The sequence below is a fragment of the Legionella lansingensis genome, assembly GCF_900187355.1.
GTDB classification, from domain to species: Bacteria; Pseudomonadota; Gammaproteobacteria; order Legionellales; family Legionellaceae; genus Tatlockia; species Tatlockia lansingensis.
Map to the genome: position 1 here is coordinate 2,657,979 of NZ_LT906451.1, position 21,610 is coordinate 2,679,588.

Genomic DNA, 21,610 nt, shown 5'->3' on the forward strand with positions numbered 1-21,610 from the left:
CAACAATGCTGATTTACCTCTAGCGCGATAAAGTTGGCTCAGTGCCACGAGATTGACGGAATGTTTCCCGAGGTGCTTCTGGAGGATAGCCATAACCTTTATCAGCAAGGCGTTTCACGTTTTGCAGATAGCGTTCACCCCAAACATCGGGATTAAAATTGGTTACTACGACGTTATAACTCAAGTTAATAATAGACTCGAACGCTTTACGTTGTGCCAACTCATGCCCACCAAAAGCCACTTGTACTTCTGTTTCCGCGCTCACGCCGCCGCTTTTTAAACGTTCCACCAGGAGATAAATCATCTTCTCGATGGTATAAAATAATTTACAATTCGACATGCCGACACTAAACATCTCCGAAGCTTTGGATGCAGTTAATCTAAAACCATAATCGTGGATTGGGTAAACGAATTCTCGCTCGTCAGTTCCAGGTAAAAGCTCGGGTTCGATAATAAGTGGCGGGGAGATGACATCAATCGTTGGACTGATAATAAAAATTTCAAAATTAGACCAACGCCACCACATCTGCCAAACTTGCTCGATAAGCGCCACAGGGTCAACAGGCTCATCAGCTAATATTCTCTTCCGGCCTTCTTCTGCTAGCGCGACATATTCTTCTGTGGAAAAATCTTCGGGCATTTCAACACCTATATAGCATTTAATACAATTATCTTAGCCCAAAATAGCTTAACGAGCACCGCTAAAAGACAAAAGAAACTGTAAAATAAACGTTATTTTTCGGTAAAACAATACTGATAATAGACCGGAGGCTTTGAGGCACACTTAAAGCACCGACTCTGGCAAGCCGAATTCCCCTGACAACACTCAATCACTTTTTTACGAAGCCATATATTCAGCATCGGTTGCAATGCTTGAACGTCAACTTGAAATTCCCGTGCCATTTGTTGATCACTAGCGATTTGCTTGCGGCGCAAGTAATCACGAATTTGCAGCAACATAAATCCCCCCACTTGAGCGTCGCTTTAAAGATACAATTAAGCCAGTAACACCAACTATCATGATGACAACCAGGGTTATGGATTGCAGCGGATGAGAAGCAACCGTTGCTAACTGATAAATTAAAACTGCAGTGGTATAAGCAACAATAAAAGACCAAATAATGGAAAACCACATCATTTTTTTGCTAGCTTCTTGTCTGATTACCGCCATGGTTGAGACACAAGGTATATAGAGCAAAATAAAGACCAAGTAGGCATAAGCACCTGCTTTGCCATCAAAACGCTCAACCATCATGCCATAAACGGATTGCGAAAGCGCACCATCTGGGGCACTAGCTACGAGCGGATTTACCAAGGCTTGCCCCAGCTCGCTAAGATTTTGTGGGATAGACCAAAAAGCCGACTGTAGAGAACCCCAAAAATCAAAATTAGCGGCTGTTACCTGCGCTAGATGTCCTACCTGGGCGTAGAGTGAATTTAAAGAGCCCACCACGACTTCTTTAGCAAGCATTCCCGTCAATAGACCGACAGTTGCTGGCCAGTTGTCCTGGTGCAGACCCATGGGCGCAAAAACAGGCGTTAGCCATTGTCCCAGCAATGACAATAACGATTGCGTACTTGCTTCACCAGTACTCATACCACCCTGTAAGGTTATTGAATTTAATCCACCTAAAATGACACAAACAGGAATAATTAAGCGACCAGCACGAATAACAAAATGGCGTAGACGTAAAAATGTTTCCCGAAAAAGGCGTTTTAACGTTGGCTTATGGTAGGCTGGCAATTCCAAGATCAGCGGTGAAGCCTGTCCGCGTAGTATCGTATTACGCAAAATAAAACCAGTGAACACTGCCATAACGATACCTAGGAGGTACAAAGAAAAAACGATGTTTTGTCCACCGGTAGGGAAAAATGCTGCGACAAACACGGCATAAATGGCCAGACGAGCACTACAAGACATGAACGGGCTCATCATCACTGTTAGTAATCTATCGCGTTCTGAATCAAGTGTTCGCGCAGCCATAATCGCAGGAACATTACAACCAAAGCCCACAATCATTGGTACAAACGACTTACCTGGTAAACCCAAGGCTCGCATGATTTTATCAACAACAAAGGCAGCACGAGCCATATAACCGGAAGCTTCCAGCAAGGATAAAAAGAAAAACATGGCGGCGATAACGGGAATAAAAGTCAAGGTCGTATTGATCCCTTTACCGAGACCATTTGCAAGCAAAGCAATTAACCAATGCGGGGTATGAAGTTGTTGTAACAGCCAGGCTGTACCTTGAACAAAGATAGTGTCTGTGGTTATATCAAAAAAATCTTGAAAGGCGCCGCCAATATTGATAGCAAACAAGAACATCAAATACATGAGTCCCAAGAAAATAGGCAAGGCCAAGTAACGATGCAACACGATACGATCCAACTTCGCTGTGAAATGTTCACTGGCATCACTGCATTTCTTTTGCACTGCTAGCACGAGCTCATGGATTTTTGTATAGCGTGCGTCAGCGCAGATGATATCAAAGTCTTCTTTGTCGACTTCCCGCAGCTTGTTGACCGCGGGATCCAGCGAACTTGCAAGATCTATGGATCCCGCGGTCAACCCCGCGAATAAATCGTGGGGGCGGGAAGTCGGCGATATAGATAGGAGCATACTGTCTCCCTCTACAATTCGTCTCGCATAATAATCTACCAACAATGGAGCAATCTTTTGCTTTAACAGCTGTTGTCTTAATTCAACGAGGGTTTCTTTAACTTTTGCAGGGAATTCCAGTGCAAGTGGCTTCGGGGGAGCATGTTTTTTGCCCAAAGCTTCATTCAAAGCATCAATACCTATTTTCTTATGTGCTTGCAAGGGCAGAACAGGACAACCTAACGCTTGCGCCAAGGCTTGGTTATCAATGGCAATACCGCGTTGATTGGCAATATCCATCATATTTAAAACAACAACGACAGGCTTCCCTAATTCCAAGAGTTGACTTGTTAAATATAAATGACGCTCCAGGTGACAAGCATCAACCACATTGATAATCATATCAGTATCTAAAGTAACCAAGGCAGTTGCGGCAATTCGTTCATCTTGACTTGCAGCTGTTGACGAGCTTAAAGAATAAATCCCTGGCAAATCAGTGACATCAATGGTTTGATTGCCCAGGAAATAAGAACCTGTTTTCTTTTCGACAGTTACACCAGGCCAGTTACCGACGCGTTGGTTAGAACCCGTTAAGGCATTGAATAATGTGGTTTTACCACAATTGGGATTACCCACCAAAAGAACATGCGTCATACAGGCTCCCAAATTAACTCAGCAGCCTCTTCTTTACGCAACGTCAAAGAAATACCACGTACTTCTACTTGCACAGGACAACCTAAGGGCGCTATCCGAATCACTGAGATTTCCACACCTCGTGTAATCCCTAGAGATAACAATCTCCTACGGTACAATACACTTGTTTGGCCAAAATCAACTAACCGGACGTGGTCACCCTTTACAAGCTCGTTAATGCGCATCTTTTGTAATTTTTAAATCCAATTAAAATGATAGTCTAACATAAATGATATCGATAATCATTCTCATTTTAGAGAAAAAATAAGCATTCTTGGTCTCGATTTTATGAAATTTTTACGAATTCCCGTGGCTTGACCACGGGATCCAGCGATCCTCAATGACTATGGATACCGTGGTCAAGCCACGGTAATTCGATTCGATGTCCTAAAAGTCAAACAATAAAAACTTGAAGATCGAGTTTTATGGTTTATTAACCACATAGCCGGCTTCTTCCCAGGCACTAATTCCACCTGTAAGCGAAAAAAGATGAAGAGATGGATCTTCTGCGATCAGTTTCTCACAAGCATTTAGGCTTCGCTTACCAGCCTTACAATGAAAAACAAGTCGCTTGTTTCCTGGGTTGGGCAAAGTATTTTTTGAGATGGTTGTCAGCGGCATAGAGATAGCCCCAGGAATATTCTCAGCCGCATGCTCTTCAGGATCACGCACATCAATAAGAACAGCATTTTGCCTATCCAACCACTCTTTCAATGTTGCAGCATCAATACTTTCAATAGCCATATGATCTCCTTTTAAAATAAATGAAGTTGCTTAAACCAAATCTTGCGTTAATCTTCGTGGGTGTCTTTTTAAGTAGTCAACTGATTGCATTTCTTGCAGGCGACTAAGCGTGCGTTTAAATGTCTCACTCATTTCTCCTTGTGTATACAACTCTGCGAGTGGACTTGCAGCTGACATGACAACGCGAATACCCCGGTCATACATTACATCAATAAAGTGAATTAACAAAATCACACGTACAGTATCATTTTCACTCAAGATTGGGATATTAGAAATAAACACGGTATCAAACCGATCAGCAATTTCTAAATAGTCAAGTTGGCTTCGGGGTAAATTACAGATGACATTAAAATCAAACCAAACGGCTTTTTCACTGCATTTTATAAAAGGAATCATGCGATTTTGCACATTTAAGTGACCAGCATTCTGGCTGTGTTGCGAAATAGCCGAGAATTGCTCTTCAAGCATCTTGTCAGCTGCTGGCCCTAAAGGAAAGATATAGGCTGTATGCAAAGGTTCTCGACCAAGGCGATAATCCCGCTTTTCACTTAAGTAAATAACCTCACAGTGGGTTTTGATGAGTGCGATTGCAGGTAAAAAGCGAGCCCTTTGTATGCCATTTAAATACAAGTCATCGGGAGGTGTATTTGACGTTGCAACTAAAATGATCCCTTCTGCAAACAAGGCCTGCAGCAACTCCGCCAAGATCATAGCGTGAGCGACATCATTAACAATAAATTCATCAAAACATAATAAGCGAATGGTCTTGGCAAAATCAGCTGCAATGTAACGTAGTGGATCTTTTTTCCCTTGCAAGCGTCTTAGCTGGCCATCCACTTGCTGCATGAAGTGATGAAAGTGAATTCGTGCTTTTTGCTGTTCATCGATCTCTGCATAAAATAAATCCATGAGGTATGTTTTACCTACTCCCACAGGCCCATGGATATAAAGTCCTATAGGCGCAGGTATTTTTTGTAGCCAATTTAACCAAGAACGGCGCGGTAACTGTAACTCGTCAGCCAGTCTTTGCATGGAGGTTAAAACTTGCCTCTGTAGAGCATCATCCTCTATCTCTCCCTGAGCGATGGCCTCCTCATATCGCTTTAGCAATATCATAACTCAGGCACCTTTGTACGAATCGCATCCATAAGCTTTGCCTTAAGCTCAAGTAATTTTCCATGGAAAAAGTGACCTGTATTCTCAAAACAAATCACTGGCAGTGTAGGTGTTGATTCCTTTGCAAAATCAAATACAGCCGAAGGTGACACAACCTCGTCCTCGTCACCCTGGACAATGACCCAGGGATGAGGAGCGGGTTGAAATCCACGATAATCATAATGATGCACAGGCGGGGCGATGGTAATTAGCAATTCATGAGGATGTTGAGCCGCTGCTCGATAAGCAACATAGGAACCAAAAGAAAAACCGGCAAATAAAACGCGTACATCCTTTTTTTCTTTTTGCCAATCTTGTAACAAAAGCAACATGTCTTCACTTTCACCGCGGCCATCATCATAGGAACCACTGGATTGTCCAACCCCACGAAAGTTAAAACGCAAGCTTGGGATTTTAAGCTCCTTAAAAGCCCGAGCCATGGTAGTCACTACTTTATTATTCATGGTACCACCTTGCAATGAATGAGGATGGCCTAAGAGGGCAACAAAATGGTGATTCACCGCATCCGGGACAGTTAATAGACCTTCGAGTGAGCCTTCAGCACCAGTGAAAACAAAAGGATGCTCGCCAGGGCCATATAGTTTTTCAGTTAGAGACATAAAACAACTTAAATAATTTTAAACATGCAAATAATAGCCTATCTTGCAATTTCATGCGCGTTCTTTAAGATATTCTTGCGCCGACTTTTTGCGGTGACATTAACACTATAAAATCAACTATTGGAGGACTTGATCCATGAGACAGGTACCCGTTTTGTTCCCACATGCTTTTATTGCGACCATCACCCTCGTTTTAAAGGGGGTAGTAGCATGAAAATTCATGATTTTAAACGCAAAAAGCAAGAAAAATCCAAGATCAGCATGATCACTTGCTATGATTACCCTTCAGCCCGTATCGTTGCCGAATCGCATATTGATTGTATTTTAGTTGGAGACTCCGTTGCAATGGCCGTTCATGGCCATGATACAACCGTCATGGCAACCATGGAAATGATGGTTTTACACACAAAAGCCGTTGCGCGGGCTCTAGGACAGCAATTTTTGATCAGTGATTTGCCTTTTTTGGGGCATCGTGTGTCAAAAGGAGAAACCGTTGCCAATGTACGTCAGTTATTACAAGCGGGCGCCCATGCTGTAAAAATTGAAGGCGCTGACCCCGATACTTGCGAATCAATCCATTACCTTGTTACCGCTGGCATTCCGATTATTGGTCATATCGGTTTAACGCCTCAATCGATTCATCTGTTAGGAGGCTATAAAGTTCAGGGGAAAAACCAAGATCAAGCGGCATTGTTAAAGCAACAAGCAGCTGCTTTAGAGGCCGCAGGATGCTTTGCCTTAGTCATCGAATGTGTTCCGCAGCAGCTAGCAACGGAGATCACACAAGCATTAAGCATCCCTACCATCGGCATTGGCGCCGGAGGAGGAACAGATGGACAAGTATTGGTCTGGCATGATCTTTTAGGGTTACAGACTGAATTTAAGCCTAAATTCTTGAAACATTATGCGCAAGGTAAAGAAATAATACTGGAAGCAATCAATAATTATGCATTGCAAGTACAGCAAGCTCAATTTCCTGCTCCGGAGCATGCATTTTGAGTCAGGGCTCTATAACAAGGCATTTTTAAGTTAACTCGATCTTCGAGTTTTGTTGATTGACTTTTAGAACATCGAATTACCGTGGCTTGACCACGGTAATTCGGTTTTTTGTCATCCGGAGTATTCAATGCAAATTTTTCACGATCTAGATGAATGGCTAGCTATTCGTCGCTCTCTACCCACTCATTTATCGCTAGGTTTTATACCCACAATGGGGAATTTACATGCAGGACATGCATCCTTGTATAGCAAAAGCAAGGAAGAAAATGACGTAACAGTAGCAAGTATTTTTATTAATCCAACTCAATTTAATCGCTCTGAGGACTTTATCCATTATCCACGAACATTAGAGGAAGACCTGGATCTGCTGAGAAATTTAGGTGTGGATTATTGTTTGATACCGACTGAACAAGCGATCTATAAAGACAATTATCGCTTTCAAATCCAAGAAACCGAGCTTTGTCAGTTGATGGAAGGCAAACATCGGCCGGGTCATTTTACCGGGGTCCTTACGATCGTCATGAAATTACTCAATCTTGTCAAACCTCATCGCGCCTATTTTGGTGAAAAGGATTACCAGCAATATTTGTTAATAAACGAGATGACAAAAGCGTTTTTCATGGATCTTGAGGTGATCGCTTGTCCGACGATTCGTGAGAAAAGCAAACTGGCATTTAGTTCCCGTAACAATCGACTCAACCCCGAGCAACGTCTAAAGGCTGATAAATTTGCGCAAATTTTTCATCAACACAAATCCTGCGAGTCATTATTAGAGGAATTGCGCGAGAATGGTATTACTGTAGAGTATATTGAGGAATACCAAAACAGACGTTTCATCGCGGTTCTGATTGGGGATATTCGCCTAATAGATAATTACTCACTCTAAAATTAACATGGACCCCTTGATGCAGCGCAGCGAAATCAAGGTTTTCAATCTCCTCGAAAGAATCAAGAGTCTAAGAATTTACAAGCAGGTTCTTTAAACATATTATTTAATCTTAGCAATAGTCCACTCAAATGCATCAAGGTTTTGTACAGAAGGAATTTTATTCCAGGAGCTACTTATTTTTTTACTGTGACCCTACGGAATAGAAAATCACCACTCCTGATCGAAAAGATTGATTTGTTAAGAAACGCAATACACTCTGTCAAAAATGAACACCCATTTGCTATCAAAGCTTATGTGATTCTACCTGATCATTTACATACTATATGGCAATTACCCACGAATGATCAGGATTATTCTTTAAGATGGAAGAAAATTAAAACGCTCTTTTCAAAAAGAGTTAGAAAATCAGGTTATATTTTGAGTAAATCAAAGCATAATGAGTATGACTTATGGCAAAGAAGATTTTGGGAACACACTATAAGAGATCAACAAGATTTCGAAAACCATGTCAATTACATTCATTACAACCCTATCAAACATCACTTTGTTAATCAGTTGGAAGATTGGCCTTTTTCATCTTTTCATCATTATGTAAAATCGAATATTTTGCCAGCAAATTGGGCTGAAAGTTTCACTAATGATTTACTACTTAATTTATATGGAGAATGAAAACCTTGATTACGCTGCGCTGCATCAAGGCTACGTTGACTACATTGGCTCTAAGAAATCAGCCCAAGTATGTAGCCTTGATGAAGCGTAAGCGTAATCAAGGTTTTTGATGTGCGCTTGCTACTCACTCGGAAACTAAATAAGCGGAAACACCTATAGCCTGGCTATTTAACCCTCACCCCTCGGTCCTTTGCGCTGAGTTTCCTGTCTTAACTTCTCAACAATCGTTTCCCCTGCTGTTTTGGCTTTGCTAGGAGCGGCAGGAGGAGCAAACATCCGAGTCACATGCGCTACTGAAGTTTTGATCTGTGCCTGTTCTTGTTGATGTCCTAATTTATTTTCGCTTGCTTCCCTGATACCTTCCAATAGATTAACCAGTGCAGCTTGGTTCTTAAAGCAGGTTTCATAGCAGGAATTCGGCGCAAACTGATATCTCCAGCCCGTAAAGCCGAATACACGTTCAAGTTCATTTTGAGGATTGAAAGCCGTGGACACCACTTTAACAGCAGTATGATCAAAAGTCATGTTGGGTGTTTTTTTGCCAATGACAACCAATGCCGTCCATAAATACCTGAGCACTTCCTCATTCTGACCATACAAAAGCACTGGCTCTTTCTTAGTCGGTGCTTTTTCCAAATCAGCTAATAGCTGGGTAGCGAAAGCAAGTGCCCATTTTACACGTGCAGGAACTAGCAGAGGATCATTAGGAGTGGCTGACACAGGAAACTGAGTTACTGTAAGCTGCAGATCCGGCCTATATCCTTGCAAAGGGTCTTCCTGATCCGGATCAGGCTGAAACGTGGTAGCTCGTTCTTCAATAAATGAGCCACTCAATGGGTCACCCACATTAATCAGATGTTCACGATACTCACCTGGCTTGACCCTTTCAACGATTTGGTAGGTTGCGTGAGTAGCACCATGGACTGCTGCTCCTGTTGGTGGTGCTGCTGGTGCTGCTATAGTGGATACATAGCCAGGTTGAAAATGACCCTCTCGTTCAGCTAAAGGATGATCTTCGTAGTTACTTGTAAACGAGAGGAACTGAACATCATATTTATCAGCATTCTTAATAGTATGGAGAATACCTTCTTTCATTAATTGATTTGTAGCACCGGGATCACCATACAACCGCTTATGTAATGGTTCGTAAAGCGCTATTTGGCCTTCCACTCTTCGTAAGTAACGGGTCAAAACTGCACGGCGTCTTTCAATCGCGTTTACTTGAGCTTGATCAACGACACCGCTTAAATCAGCAGGAATGCAACGCAATTGGTGTTCTAATTCATTGCGCAGTGGTTTTAAATAACCAAGGATCACATCACAACCATCCGCTAATTTTTGGAAGTGAGGAGCCATCTCATTCGAGTGCTTTTTAGCTGCTGCTTGAAAGCCGGGATTCAACCAGTGAAGAGGCGAAACATTAGCTAAAAATCGCAGTTCATCTCGAATTTCCTCGCTAAGGGAAGTGATACCATTCAAGTTCTGATAGATTGATTTCAAGTCATTGAGATCCCTTGCTAAAGTAGTTTTATATCTATTAGGATTTAAAAGATCGATTCTTTTACGCCCTTCTATTCGTCCCAACTCAGCTAACCGATTCTGTGCAGCCATACCGAGTGAGGTAAAGGCATTTGCTGCCAAAGCAGCAACTAATTTAGCATCTACCCCTGCTTGTTGAAGGTCAGCATTGCTTCTGGCATCTCTTATTCCCGTCAAGCATTCGATATCCTTGCTAATCTTAATCTGGGCATTTAGCATCACCAATGCTTGTCGCTGAGCCAATAGCTGTGGATCCTCAAGAAGCTCGGCTTGTTCTGCGCGAATACGCAATTGCTCCTGCAGCCTGTCTCGTTCTTCTTCGAGCTCATCTCTTTCATTTCCAAGCTCCTCCATTTCCACAGTATGTCTTTGTTGAACTCGTTCCAGTTCTTGTTGAGTTTCATCTAGTTCCTCTCTGACCTCACGTAGTTCTCGTCTAGCAGTATCTAGCTCCTCAGTAAGGGTGGCTACTTGCTCTCTAGTTTCACGCAATTCCTCAATATGCTGTCTTTGTAGTTCTTCTCTTTGTCTTTCTAGGGCCTCTCTTTGTTCTTCCTCATGCCTTCTATCCAGATCTTCTTTTTGATTTTCCAAGGCTTCTTTCTGTTGTCGTAACAAATCATCTTTCTGGCGAATTAATGATTCTTCGCGTACCCGGTCTAGATCTTCTTTTTGTTCTCTTAAAGCCTCTCGCTTTTCTTGTAACAGCTCATCTTTTTGATGTGCAAGATCTTCTTTGTGTTTAACCTCTCGCAGCTCCATTTGCTTCCGTAGCTCTTCCATCTCCTGGCGCATACGCTCTATAAGCAATTTCGCATCTTCTAATTCTGCACCAGTTTCTTTTTCTTTTTTTGAGGCTTCTCTCGCTACTTGGCGTTGTTCCTCCAGCTCTCTGGTTGTCTGCTCAAGCTTAACTTTGTATTGCTTTACTTCATCCCGTAGTGATGAAACTTGTTCTAACAACTCCGCATTCGTGCTCTCAAGAATCGTTGCTTTCTTCTTAAGTTCATCATGCTCTTCTGAAACATTCTTTAGTTGCAGCGATAACTGCTCAACATGTTTTACAGCATCACTCGTTTTAGCGCTCTCTTCCCTTAGACCTTCCTCAAGACGCGCCCTCTCTTCTTTCCTTAATGTCGTCTCTTCTTTAAGTTTTTGACTTAAATCATCATTCTTTAGCCTCAACTGCTTAAGCTCTTCTCCTAATTCCCTAGCTACCTTCGTCCCTTCACTTAACAGTGCTTTTTGCTTGTCTAATTCCTTAGACAATCCCAGTGCCTCGTCCTCTTTTTCTAACAGCTTCTTTTGCAGCTCTTGTTTGCCTAAGCGATACTCTTCTTCTAATCGCTCTACCTTTTCTACGTTCTCATCTGCTTTTGATTGAAGCTCCTTTAACTTGATTTCATAAGAGGAGTTAATCTTTTCAATCTCTTCTTTCAGACGTTGCGAATCGTTCTCCGCAACCTCTAATTTCTTGCTCGTCCCTTGCAATTCAGATGTAACCTTCCTAACAATGTCTTGTTGCTCTGACAATTTGAGGGTGACTTCTTCAGCCTCTTTCCTATAACGGCTAACCTCATCCTCTAGTGATGAAACTTTCTCTAACAACTCCGCATTCGTGCTCTCAAGAATCGTTGCTTTCTTCTTAAGTTCATCATGCTCTTCTGAAACATTCTTTAGTTGCAGCGATAACTGCTCAACATGTTTTACAGCATCACTCGTTTTAGCGCTCTCTTCCCTTAGACCTTCCTCAAGACGCGCCCTCTCTTCTTTCCTTAATGTCGTCTCTTCTTTAAGTTTTTGACTTAAATCATCATTCTTTAGCCTCAACTGCTTAAGCTCTTCTCCTAATTCCCTAGCTACCTTCGTCCCTTCACTTAACAGTGCTTTTTGCTTGTCTAATTCCTTAGACAATCCCAGTGCCTCCTCCTCTTTTTCTAACAGCTTCTTTTGCAGCTCTTGTTTGCCTAAGCGATACTCTTCTTCTAATCGCTCTACCTTTTCTACGTTCTCATCTGCTTTTGATTGAAGCTCCTTTAACTTGATTTCATAAGAGGAGTTAATCTTTTCAATCTCTTCTTTCAGACGTTGCGAATCGTTCTCCGCAACCTCTAATTTCTTGCTCGTCCCTTGCAATTCAGATGTAACCTTCCTAACAATGTCTTGTTGCTCTGACAATTTGAGGGTGACTTCTTCAGCCTCTTTCCTATAACGGCTAACCTCATCCTCTAGTGATGAAACTTTCTCTAACAACTCCGCATTCGTGCTCTCAAGAATCGTTGCTTTCTTCTTAAGTTCATCATGCTCTTCTGAAACATTCTTTAGTTGCAGCGATAACTGCTCAACATGTTTTACAGCATCACTCGTTTTAGCGCTCTCTTCCCTTAGACCTTCCTCAAGACGCGCCCTCTCTTCTTTCCTTAATGTCGTCTCTTCTTTAAGTTTTTGACTTAAATCATCATTCTTTAGCCTCAACTGCTTAAGCTCTTCTCCTAATTCCCTAGCTACCTTCGTCCCTTCACTTAACAGTGCTTTTTGCTTGTCTAATTCCTTAGACAATCCCAGTGCCTCCTCCTCTTTTTCTAACAGCTTCTTTTGCAGCTCTTGTTTGCCTAAGCGATACTCTTCTTCTAATCGCTCTACCTTTTCTACGTTCTCATCTGCTTTTGATTGAAGCTCCTTTAACTTGATTTCATAAGAGGAGTTAATCTTTTCAATCTCTTCTTTCAGACGTTGCGAATCGTTCTCCGCAACCTCTAATTTCTTGCTCGTCCCTTGCAATTCAGATGTAACCTTCCTAACAATGTCTTGTTGCTCTGACAATTTGAGAGTGACTTCTTCAGCCTCTTTCCTATAACGGCTAACCTCATCCTCTAGTGACGAAACTTTCTCTAACAACTCCGCATTCGTGCTCTCAAGAATCGTTGCTTTCTTCTTAAGTTCATCATGCTCTTCTGAAACATTCTTTAGTTGCAGCGATAACTGCTCAACATGTTTTACAGCATCACTCGTTTTAGCGCTCTCTTCCCTTAGACCTTCCTCAAGACGCGCCCTCTCTTCTTTCCTTAATGTCGTCTCTTCTTTAAGTTTTTGACTTAAATCATCATTCTTTAGCCTCAACTGCTTAAGCTCTTCTCCTAATTCCCTAGCTACCTTCGTCCCTTCACTTAACAGTGCTTTTTGCTTGTCTAATTCCTTAGACAATCCCAGTGCCTCCTCCTCTTTTTCTAACAGCTTCTTTTGCAGCTCTTGTTTGCCTAAGCGATACTCTTCTTCTAATCGCTCTACCTTTTCTACGTTCTCATCTGCTTTTGATTGAAGCTCCTTTAACTTGATTTCATAAGAGGAGTTAATCTTTTCAATCTCTTCTTTCAGACGTTGCGAATCGTTCTCCGCAACCTCTAATTTCTTGCTCGTCCCTTGCAATTCAGATGTAACCTTCCTAACAATGTCTTGTTGCTCTGACAATTTGAGAGTGACTTCTTCAGCCTCTTTCCTATAACGGCTAACCTCATCCTCTAGTGACGAAACTTTCTCTAACAACTCCGCATTCGTGCTCTCAAGAATCGTTGCTTTCTTCTTAAGTTCATCATGCTCTTCTGAAACATTCTTTAGTTGCAGCGATAACTGCTCAACATGTTTTACAGCATCACTCGTTTTAGCGCTCTCTTCCCTTAGACCTTCCTCAAGACGCGCCCTCTCTTCTTTCCTTAATGTCGTCTCTTCTTTAAGTTTTTGACTTAAATCATCATTCTTTAGCCTCAACTGCTTAAGCTCTTCTCCTAATTCCCTAGCTACCTTCGTCCCTTCACTTAACAGTGCTTTTTGCTTGTCTAATTCCTTAGACAATCCCAGTGCCTCCTCCTCTTTTTCTAACAGCTTCTTTTGCAGCTCTTGTTTGCCTAAGCGATACTCTTCTTCTAATCGCTCTACCTTTTCTACGTTCTCATCTGCTTTTGATTGAAGCTCCTTTAACTTGATTTCATAAGAGGAGTTAATCTTTTCAATCTCTTCTTTCAGACGTTGCGAATCGTTCTCCGCAACCTCTAATTTCTTGCTCGTCCCTTGCAATTCAGATGTAACCTTCCTAACAATGTCTTGTTGCTCTGACAATTTGAGAGTGACTTCTTCAGCCTCTTTCCTATAACGGCTAACCTCATCCTCTAGTGACGAAACTTTCTCTAACAACTCCGCATTCGTGCTCTCAAGAATCGTTGCTTTCTTCTTAAGTTCATCATGCTCTTCTGAAACATTCTTTAGTTGCAGCGATAACTGCTCAACATGTTTTACAGCATCACTCGTTTTAGCGCTCTCTTCCCTTAGACCTTCCTCAAGACGCGCCCTCTCTTCTTTCCTTAATGTCGTCTCTTCTTTAAGTTTTTGACTTAAATCATCATTCTTTAGCCTCAACTGCTTAAGCTCTTCTCCTAATTCCCTAGCTACCTTCGTCCCTTCACTTAACAGTGCTTTTTGCTTGTCTAATTCCTTAGACAATCCCAGTGCCTCCTCCTCTTTTTCTAACAGCTTCTTTTGCAGCTCTTGTTTGCCTAAGCGATACTCTTCTTCTAATCGCTCTACCTTTTCTACGTTCTCATCTGCTTTTGATTGAAGCTCCTTTAACTTGATTTCATAAGAGGAGTTAATCTTTTCAATCTCTTCTTTCAGACGTTGCGAATCGTTCTCCGCAACCTCTAATTTCTTGCTCGTCCCTTGCAATTCAGATGTAACCTTCCTAACAATGTCTTGTTGCTCTGACAATTTGAGGGTGACTTCTTCAGCCTCTTTCCTATAACGGCTAACCTCATCCTCTAGTGACGAAACTTTCTCTAACAACTCCGCATTCGTGCTCTCAAGAATCGTTGCTTTCTTCTTAAGTTCATCATGCTCTTCTGAAACATTCTTTAGTTGCAGCGATAACTGCTCAACATGTTTTACAGCATCACTCGTTTTAGCGCTCTCTTCCCTTAGACCTTCCTCAAGACGCGCTCTCTCTTCTTTCCTTAATGTCGTCTCTTCTTTAAGTTTTTGACTTAAATCATCATTCTTTAGCCTCAACTGCTTAAGCTCTTCTCCTAATTCCCTAGCTACCTTCGTCCCTTCACTTAACAGTGCTTTTTGCTTGTCTAATTCCTTAGACAATCCCAGTGCCTCCTCCTCTTTTTCTAACAGCTTCTTTTGCAGCTCTTGTTTGCCTAAGCGATACTCTTCTTCTAATCGCTCTACCTTTTCTACGTTCTCATCTGCTTTTGATTGAAGCTCCTTTAACTTGATTTCATAAGAGGAGTTAATCTTTTCAATCTCTTCTTTCAGACGTTGCGAATCGTTCTCCGCAACCTCTAATTTCTTGCTCGTCCCTTGCAATTCAGATGTAACCTTCCTAACAATGTCTTGTTGCTCTGACAATTTGAGAGTGACTTCTTCAGCCTCTTTCCTATAACGGCTAACCTCATCCTCTAGTGACGAAACTTTCTCTAACAACTCCGCATTCGTGCTCTCAAGAATCGTTGCTTTCTTCTTAAGTTCATCATGCTCTTCTGAAACATTCTTTAGTTGCAGCGATAACTGCTCAACATGTTTTACAGCATCACTCGTTTTAGCGCTCTCTTCCCTTAGACCTTCCTCAAGACGCGCCCTCTCTTCTTTCCTTAATGTCGTCTCTTCTTTAAGTTTTTGACTTAAATCATCATTCTTTAGCCTCAACTGCTTAAGCTCTTCTCCTAATTCCCTAGCTACCTTCGTCCCTTCACTTAACAGTGCTTTTTGCTTGTCTAATTCCTTAGACAATCCCAGTGCCTCCTCCTCTTTTTCTAACAGCTTCTTTTGCAGCTCTTGTTTGCCTAAGCGATACTCTTCTTCTAATCGCTCTACCTTTTCTACGTTCTCATCTGCTTTTGATTGAAGCTCCTTTAACTTGATTTCATAAGAGGAGTTAATCTTTTCAATCTCTTCTTTCAGACGTTGCGAATCGTTCTCCGCAACCTCTAATTTCTTGCTCGTCCCTTGCAATTCAGATGTAACCTTCCTAACAATGTCTTGTTGCTCTGACAATTTGAGGGTGACTTCTTCAGCCTCTTTCCTATAACGGCTAACCTCATCCCGTAGTGATGAAACTTGCTCACCAAGCTCTTTCTCAGCTTCATGTTGACTTATTAATTCCTTGAAAAACGCATTCAGATCACTGCTCTGACGTGCAACTTCTTTCAATACACCAGCGATCTCAAGTCTTGTCTTGCTATCCATTTCCTTTTTAGCAGGAGCCGCAGGAGCCACTTCTGCGAGTAGATCTTTATAGAATTCTGTGGCCTCCTCAGATATTTTGGACGCCTCATGCAATCTCTCGAAAAGGACTTTTTTGTAGGGGATGGATAAAGCTTCGTTTTGTAACAGCAGACGTAGGGCTTCATGATTAGTGGGGATTGCGGCTTGTGCGATTAGCCAGTCCTTGTTAAGCAGCAGAGCTACTAATCGTGCTTGCTGTGGTTTGGGATTATTAGAAGAAAACTTAGGACAAATTGCATCAAGTAGCTCTTTGGCCACCGCAAATTGTTGGGTAATATTGGTTTCTTTGCGTAAAAAATTATTTAGAGGATTTAGCGGACGTGGGTTCCCCAACAAACTCACCAATATATCCGCACCTTTATCTGGGCCTTGCTCCTTGACCATTTCAATAAAATCATGCAGATAATCGAGTTGTCCCTGCTCAAGGATATGGTTAAGTATGTTCTTGCCCTTGCCATCCGTTTGTGTAAAGAATTGATACCACTCCTCTTCAGCAAGAGCGTCTTTTCCTAACTTAACCAAGAGATCAATTGCTTTAAAATTTCCCCTTTCAGCGGCAATGAGAGCAGGAGATACGCCAGGGAATCCTAAGAATTGTTTTGCAAGCTCTTTGTTTTCCTTTAGTTCCTTCCAGGCGATTACATCTACTGTCGCTTCATCGCGAATAAAGAGATGATAAGGAGAAAGATCATCTGGGGGAAAAACCATGGTCATGATTTTTTCCGCGGTCAATTTGTTCCGAGGATTAAGTTCATCGTAGCGCTTAACAATACTGTTAAATAACTCCTTATTACCGAACACCGCACAGAGGTGCAATGCCTGCTTAATCACTTCATCATTATCTGATCCTTCTGGTAGAAAGTGCAGAATAGTATTTAATTGCTGTTTATTGTTGTTGCGAATGGCGATATGGAAACAAGTGGTTGCCCATTTGATATTGGCAGCTTCTTCGCGCTCTTTGTTTTCTGGGCCATACGTGGAGATCATTAATTTGAAAATTTTTGTATTACTTGCTCCAGCTTTTTGTAAAGCACTAACCAGAACATCAAAAACATCAGACATGCCCTCTTGAGCTGCATAATGCAATAATCCTTGTTTTTCTACGAGATTAACAAACTCATCATTCTTCGCGCTTATTTTTCCTAAGAGTTTGATGAGGATCTCTGATTGCTTGTTCGCAATACATGCCATAAAAAGACGGCGACCAGGAGATTTTTCTCTAATGAATTTATCTTCCAACTCCCCTTCGTCGAAGGCTTGATCTAAAATAGCAATGGCCTGTTCTTTTTGTTCTTTATTGGCGGGATAAGTACACAAGACTTCCAAATCGCTACCACCAGCACTACTTCTTTTTAGCAAATCATTAGCCGTGAATTTGATTCCACCTATCAGATGCTGGTTAAGAATAGTTTGCAGGCTATCACGTTTTGCCAGGGCTTCTTGGTAATCTTTATCGCGTAGTTTCTCGTAATTTTTAATGCAGCGCGAAGCAGCATCCAACTGCTCTCTTAGCTGTTTCTTTGTAAGCCCTTTGCCAGAAGAAACAGCTTCATAAACAGTATCCAGGATGGTATCAATGTCCCGGATGATTTGATACTCAAGACTACTCTTATCTTCTGGGAGCTTCTCGCTTAATTCCTGTTTTAATGCTTCCAGACGACGATAAAGGTGTAATGGTTCCCCTTCGCGTTGATTACCAGGAATAAACATTACTGCATTGGGCTTAGTATAAGGCTCATCCGTTTGTAAAGAGCTCTCAGTGAGCCGATCACGACAGGCAAAATAGTCATTAAATAACTGAGCATTAACAATTTTTAAGCCTAAAGGCGTCTTTCCATCGTCGACGAGAATACCGGGAACAATATAATCAGAAACCGCTCTTCCTTTAACGAGAGCGAAATAAGCCCGACGGTTACAAATACCAAAGGTCATGGCAGTAAGTGCCCAATTATCCATATAGTCTTGCTTGCTCTCAAGCTTCGTATCTAAACTCGGATCAGTAATACCAGCTGCTACAGAGGACCCTTTTTCTAAAACCTTGGGACTTATATAAGGCAACGTACCGTTGCGTGCACCGTGAAGAATTTGTAGAGAAGGGTTTACACCATAAATGATTTGTCCTTTCTCTTTTTTTACAAAGCGACCATTATTGTCGAAACAAATATTCCCTTTTTCTTCAAATTTAAGATCCTTACCGAATAACTCACCAAAGATTATTGACAATGCTTTATCACTATCCGGAAGTACTGCTTCAAAACCACCCGTTGCCCAGTCAATAAATCTAACCTGGTAACTGCCATCGGGGTTTTGTTTGAATAAAAAATTCTCCGGCTTAAGATCATTGTGAGCAAAACCTAATTGTGCAAACTTTTCCGCCCCCGTAGTAATCGCTTCTGATAAAGCAACCATATTTTTCAAAGGAGTAATATCAAACTCTTTCTTTCCCTCTCCCTCTTTTTTTAATCGTTTGGCAGGATTGTGATAGGCTTCCTCGCCTTTGGTGTATTGATTTAAAGTGTTATTGGCTGCATCGGCAAAGGTTTCACCCTTAGCCCGTTCCGTTAGAATTTGATATTGCTTGGGCGTACTATCTTTTGCAAACAGAGCCCCTTTACGCCTTGGTTTATCGTCTTGAATCCAATATTGCGTACTGCCAGTGAGAGTACCTTCATTTGCTTTTGTGGCTCGTGAAAGATTTTGCAAAATATCACTTTCAATACGGTATAAAGGATCATCACGAGCAGTGATTGGTCGCGTTCTCAGATCGCTTCGGCTTGCTTCTGTAAAAGTTGGTTCGGTATCGGGGACGTAGCCTTTTTTTATTACCTGGTTTAAACCGGATAATAAACTCTCCACTTCCCTGACTGAGCCATATTGCCCTACCCCCAATAAACGAGAATGGGTAAAAAAGCGACGTTTTTTCGCACTTCCGCGAAGATAAGCCTCATCAAAACCCTCGAAAGGGGCGATAACTCCGCGACTACCACCATAAGAAAACACGACCTCACTTTCTCCAGGTGGTTTGATTAGCGAATAAGGAAAACTACCTTCTTTCAAGGCAACTTTATATGTATTTCCTTTATTGTCAGTAACAAGGATCTCTTGCCCAGGTTCATGAGAATAGGGGATCTTAAATTGCACTTCACTTATTTTAAGAGGATGTATCTGCTCGGCAATCTGCTTAAGAGCGGAAAAATAAGCAGCTTGTTCTTCTTTAGTTAATGCGGGGTCGCCCTTTTGAGTGCGATCAAGCAAGCGGACAACTTCTGTTGCCATACCGCGGATATCACTCTCTAAACGAGGACGAATCTCTCTTTCGGAGAATCCAAGCGTAGAAGCCATCCCAAAATACTCTTCCAAAAAGATTTCGGTGATTGCTGCAATTTTTTCCTCGCTGCTTTGAGCCTGGAAAGCGTGATCTAAGGCAAGCAATTTTGCTTTTCTTTCAAGGAAGGATGAGGTTAAGGTTCTTGATTTTTGAATAATAGGTCGCACATGGGGCTTGACGGTACTTTGATCAACTTTTGCTAAATTGATATAGGCATCATTGACTGCTTTTTCTAAATCAGTAACCTTTAAAGCTCCCTCAAAATCCCCCGTGCTCAATTTTCGCAAGGCCTCGCGGATCGTCAGATTATCGGTTACCCTTGTGACTGGAGCTATGTAGCGTAATTCGAGTAATTTGCGTAATAAAATTTCATCGTTATTATCTAATTTAAGATCGCTTATTGATTGTACTTCAGCGTCTGATCCGAAAGTATCCTTAATGTTGTTTAGTTGGGATATATAAGCTTCACGAGCCTCTTTAGGCAGATCTTCTGAGATTTTGAGCCTCGTAAGCTGTTTTTCAATATCAGCTAGAGATTTTCCAGTAAGCTGAAGTCCATGAAGATCCTTAATTTTGCCTTGACTTTGTTTAACCCATATACCCAGTAGACTCGACGGCTCCCACCTAAGGGCCGTTTCACCAATTCTCGATATAATACTTTCTTCATCAGCGAAATAATAGAAGTTTACAACAATGGTGCCATCTTTATTAATACTTACGCTGGGCTTTAAAAATTTTTCTTCAAATATTTCCTTGACCAATTGTTTTAGGGGTTTTTTATTCTTAGAGTCTTTAAATTTAACCTTAGCCTCAGCCATTACGATGCCTAAACGCTTTACCTCGGGATCAAAGCTATCTAACTTTGCATCTACTATATCGGAAAATGTGGATGGCTTTCCCAAAAATAGCTTTTGACAAAGGCCTGCGAAAACGTCATCAGACACACCGCCTTTAGTAAAAAGCTCAATATCACGAATGTTCCTTCCCCAAAATAAATCTCGTGCTATATTGTTTTGCGTTTTCTTCGCATACTCCCGACGGTCTTCTTGACCAAATCTCAAATGATGGAAAAGAGCCTTTCTTTCTATAAAAGCATCAATCCGAGACTGATTTCTCCAATCAGCATCCACATTAATTTTTAATTTGTTCTCAACATCAAGTAATAAATCAGCAATCGATTTTTTATCGGCTGCTGACCTATATTGACTCAAATCATCGATGACAGATGAATTGCCTACACTAGGAAGCTTTGACCCCAGAGAACGAAGCATCTCCTGATAACCCACATAGTCGGCAGATGGAGCTTCACTCACGCTTAGACATTCACGACGAACAATTTCATACATACCCATTTGCACGAGCTTTTGGGCTTGATTACGAAGTTGAATATCCTTTTGCGTATCATAGATGACTATCGCTTGCTTGATCATATCTTGGATATTACTAAGCGATAAGGACTGTAATTGGTTTTCCTGCTCAGCCGGGTCGAGTTTAAAAAGGATTTCTGTGTATAAGCGTGTTTGTTGTTCTTTGATAAGGGTAGGGGCATCAGAGAGTGTGTCGGCTAAATGACGAAGATTACGGAAATTTTCAGCAAACTCACGAAGAAACGTTTCATCAAGTTCAACTGCCTCCACGCGCAAATCTTCCTCTGAAGCCTGCCGTTTAAGCGCATCAATTTGCCCATCAATTTGTCGGAGATTTTCTTCTTGCTTTTGCCTGTATTTTTTTAGTTGCTCATTGACGATGGGATTATCATTGATTTTTTTAGGTAGATCCCTTAGCTCTCCTTTTAAAGTCTCCATTGTCTGTTCTAGTTCGTTCAAAGCAAAGGAAACCAAGGAACCTTTAATAAGTTTCGCTGATTCAGGGGAAAAATTGATTGCGTTAATACCGGCAATGAATTTCTTACAATAAACCATTATGAAAACCTGTACATTTATTTATTTCTTTGTAGATAAGATAATCATAGCGTTTTTTTATTAAGATATGATTAAGAGGACTGTTTTTTTAAAGTAAAGAATTGTTTCATAATGATATTATTGAAGGGGCTCGGAGATATGATCGAGGTTAGATCAGTTGTTAAAACTGGCGTT

Annotated in this window: 11 protein-coding genes; 3 read left to right on the forward strand and 8 right to left on the reverse strand. The window is 41.5% G+C overall.

What is annotated here, in order from left to right; genetic code table 11:
- Positions 1-19 precede the first annotated feature (19 nt).
- The 7 genes from CKV79_RS12155 to CKV79_RS12185 form a co-directional block, all read right to left on the reverse strand.
- A complete protein-coding gene (locus CKV79_RS12155) occupies positions 20-640 on the reverse strand; it encodes a hypothetical protein (protein ID WP_028372644.1) in 621 nt (206 codons plus the stop codon).
- Positions 641-732: 92 nt separating this feature from the next.
- On the reverse strand, positions 733-960 hold the full coding sequence (locus CKV79_RS12160; RefSeq protein WP_028372645.1) for a FeoC-like transcriptional regulator: 228 nt from the start codon (positions 958-960) through the stop codon (positions 733-735).
- Entirely contained in the window at positions 941-3,253 is a 2,313-nt protein-coding gene (gene feoB / locus CKV79_RS12165) for a Fe(2+) transporter permease subunit FeoB (protein ID WP_028372646.1), read from the reverse strand. Before feoB ends, CKV79_RS12160 begins: the two co-directional genes overlap by 20 nt.
- Positions 3,250-3,477 carry a FeoA family protein gene (locus tag CKV79_RS12170; protein WP_028372647.1) on the reverse strand — a complete coding sequence of 76 codons (228 nt, stop codon included), beginning with the start codon at positions 3,475-3,477 and terminating at the stop codon, positions 3,250-3,252. Before CKV79_RS12170 ends, feoB begins: the two co-directional genes overlap by 4 nt.
- Positions 3,478-3,715: 238 nt before the next feature.
- Complete coding sequence (locus tag CKV79_RS12175; RefSeq protein ID WP_028372648.1) at positions 3,716-4,036, reverse strand: rhodanese-like domain-containing protein; 321 nt, start codon at positions 4,034-4,036, stop codon at positions 3,716-3,718.
- A gap of 30 nt (positions 4,037-4,066) precedes the next feature.
- Positions 4,067-5,152, reverse strand: a complete 1,086-nt coding sequence (gene zapE / locus CKV79_RS12180; RefSeq protein WP_028372649.1) for a cell division protein ZapE — start codon at positions 5,150-5,152, stop codon at positions 4,067-4,069.
- Positions 5,149-5,811, reverse strand: a complete 663-nt coding sequence (locus CKV79_RS12185) for an alpha/beta hydrolase (RefSeq protein WP_028372650.1) — start codon at positions 5,809-5,811, stop codon at positions 5,149-5,151. Before CKV79_RS12185 ends, zapE begins: the two co-directional genes overlap by 4 nt.
- Before the next feature lie 210 nt (positions 5,812-6,021).
- Here CKV79_RS12185 and panB point away from each other — a divergent pair, with 210 nt between their 5' ends.
- The 3 genes from panB to CKV79_RS12200 all read left to right on the forward strand — a co-directional run bounded on the left by panB (position 6,022) and on the right by CKV79_RS12200 (position 8,368).
- The gene (gene panB / locus CKV79_RS12190) at positions 6,022-6,810 is read left to right on the forward strand and encodes a 3-methyl-2-oxobutanoate hydroxymethyltransferase (RefSeq protein WP_028372651.1); all 789 of its coding nucleotides are present in this window, start codon (positions 6,022-6,024) and stop codon (positions 6,808-6,810) included.
- A gap of 127 nt (positions 6,811-6,937) precedes the next feature.
- Positions 6,938-7,696: a pantoate--beta-alanine ligase gene (gene panC / locus CKV79_RS12195; RefSeq protein WP_028372652.1), complete on the forward strand. Its 759-nt coding sequence runs from the start codon at positions 6,938-6,940 to the stop codon at positions 7,694-7,696.
- 144 nt (positions 7,697-7,840) lie between these two features.
- Positions 7,841-8,368 (forward strand): REP-associated tyrosine transposase, encoded by a 528-nt coding sequence (locus CKV79_RS12200; protein WP_231950122.1) that lies wholly within the window; start codon positions 7,841-7,843, stop codon positions 8,366-8,368.
- A 168-nt stretch (positions 8,369-8,536) separates the two neighbouring features.
- On the opposite strand, the gene CKV79_RS12205 is transcribed toward CKV79_RS12200, so the two are convergent.
- Positions 8,537-21,436, reverse strand: a complete 12,900-nt coding sequence (locus tag CKV79_RS12205; RefSeq protein WP_095141821.1) for a hypothetical protein — start codon at positions 21,434-21,436, stop codon at positions 8,537-8,539.
- Positions 21,437-21,610 lie beyond the last annotated feature (174 nt).

What these genes read in the sequence shown, in the direction of transcription:
- CKV79_RS12185 (WP_028372650.1), bottom strand. Translation starts at nt 5,811, where the DNA reads ATGTCTCTAACTGAAAAACTATATGGCCCTGGCGAGCATCCTTTTGTT.
- panB (WP_028372651.1), top strand. Translation starts at nt 6,022, where the DNA reads ATGAAAATTCATGATTTTAAACGCAAAAAGCAAGAAAAATCCAAGATC.
- panC (WP_028372652.1), top strand. Translation starts at nt 6,938, where the DNA reads ATGCAAATTTTTCACGATCTAGATGAATGGCTAGCTATTCGTCGCTCT.
- CKV79_RS12160 (WP_028372645.1), bottom strand. Translation starts at nt 960, where the DNA reads ATGTTGCTGCAAATTCGTGATTACTTGCGCCGCAAGCAAATCGCTAGT.
- CKV79_RS12175 (WP_028372648.1), bottom strand. Translation starts at nt 4,036, where the DNA reads ATGGCTATTGAAAGTATTGATGCTGCAACATTGAAAGAGTGGTTGGAT.
- feoB (WP_028372646.1), bottom strand. Translation starts at nt 3,253, where the DNA reads ATGACGCATGTTCTTTTGGTGGGTAATCCCAATTGTGGTAAAACCACA.
- CKV79_RS12205 (WP_095141821.1), bottom strand. Translation starts at nt 21,436, where the DNA reads ATGGTTTATTGTAAGAAATTCATTGCCGGTATTAACGCAATCAATTTT.
- CKV79_RS12170 (WP_028372647.1), bottom strand. Translation starts at nt 3,477, where the DNA reads ATGCGCATTAACGAGCTTGTAAAGGGTGACCACGTCCGGTTAGTTGAT.
- CKV79_RS12155 (WP_028372644.1), bottom strand. Translation starts at nt 640, where the DNA reads ATGCCCGAAGATTTTTCCACAGAAGAATATGTCGCGCTAGCAGAAGAA.
- zapE (WP_028372649.1), bottom strand. Translation starts at nt 5,152, where the DNA reads ATGATATTGCTAAAGCGATATGAGGAGGCCATCGCTCAGGGAGAGATA.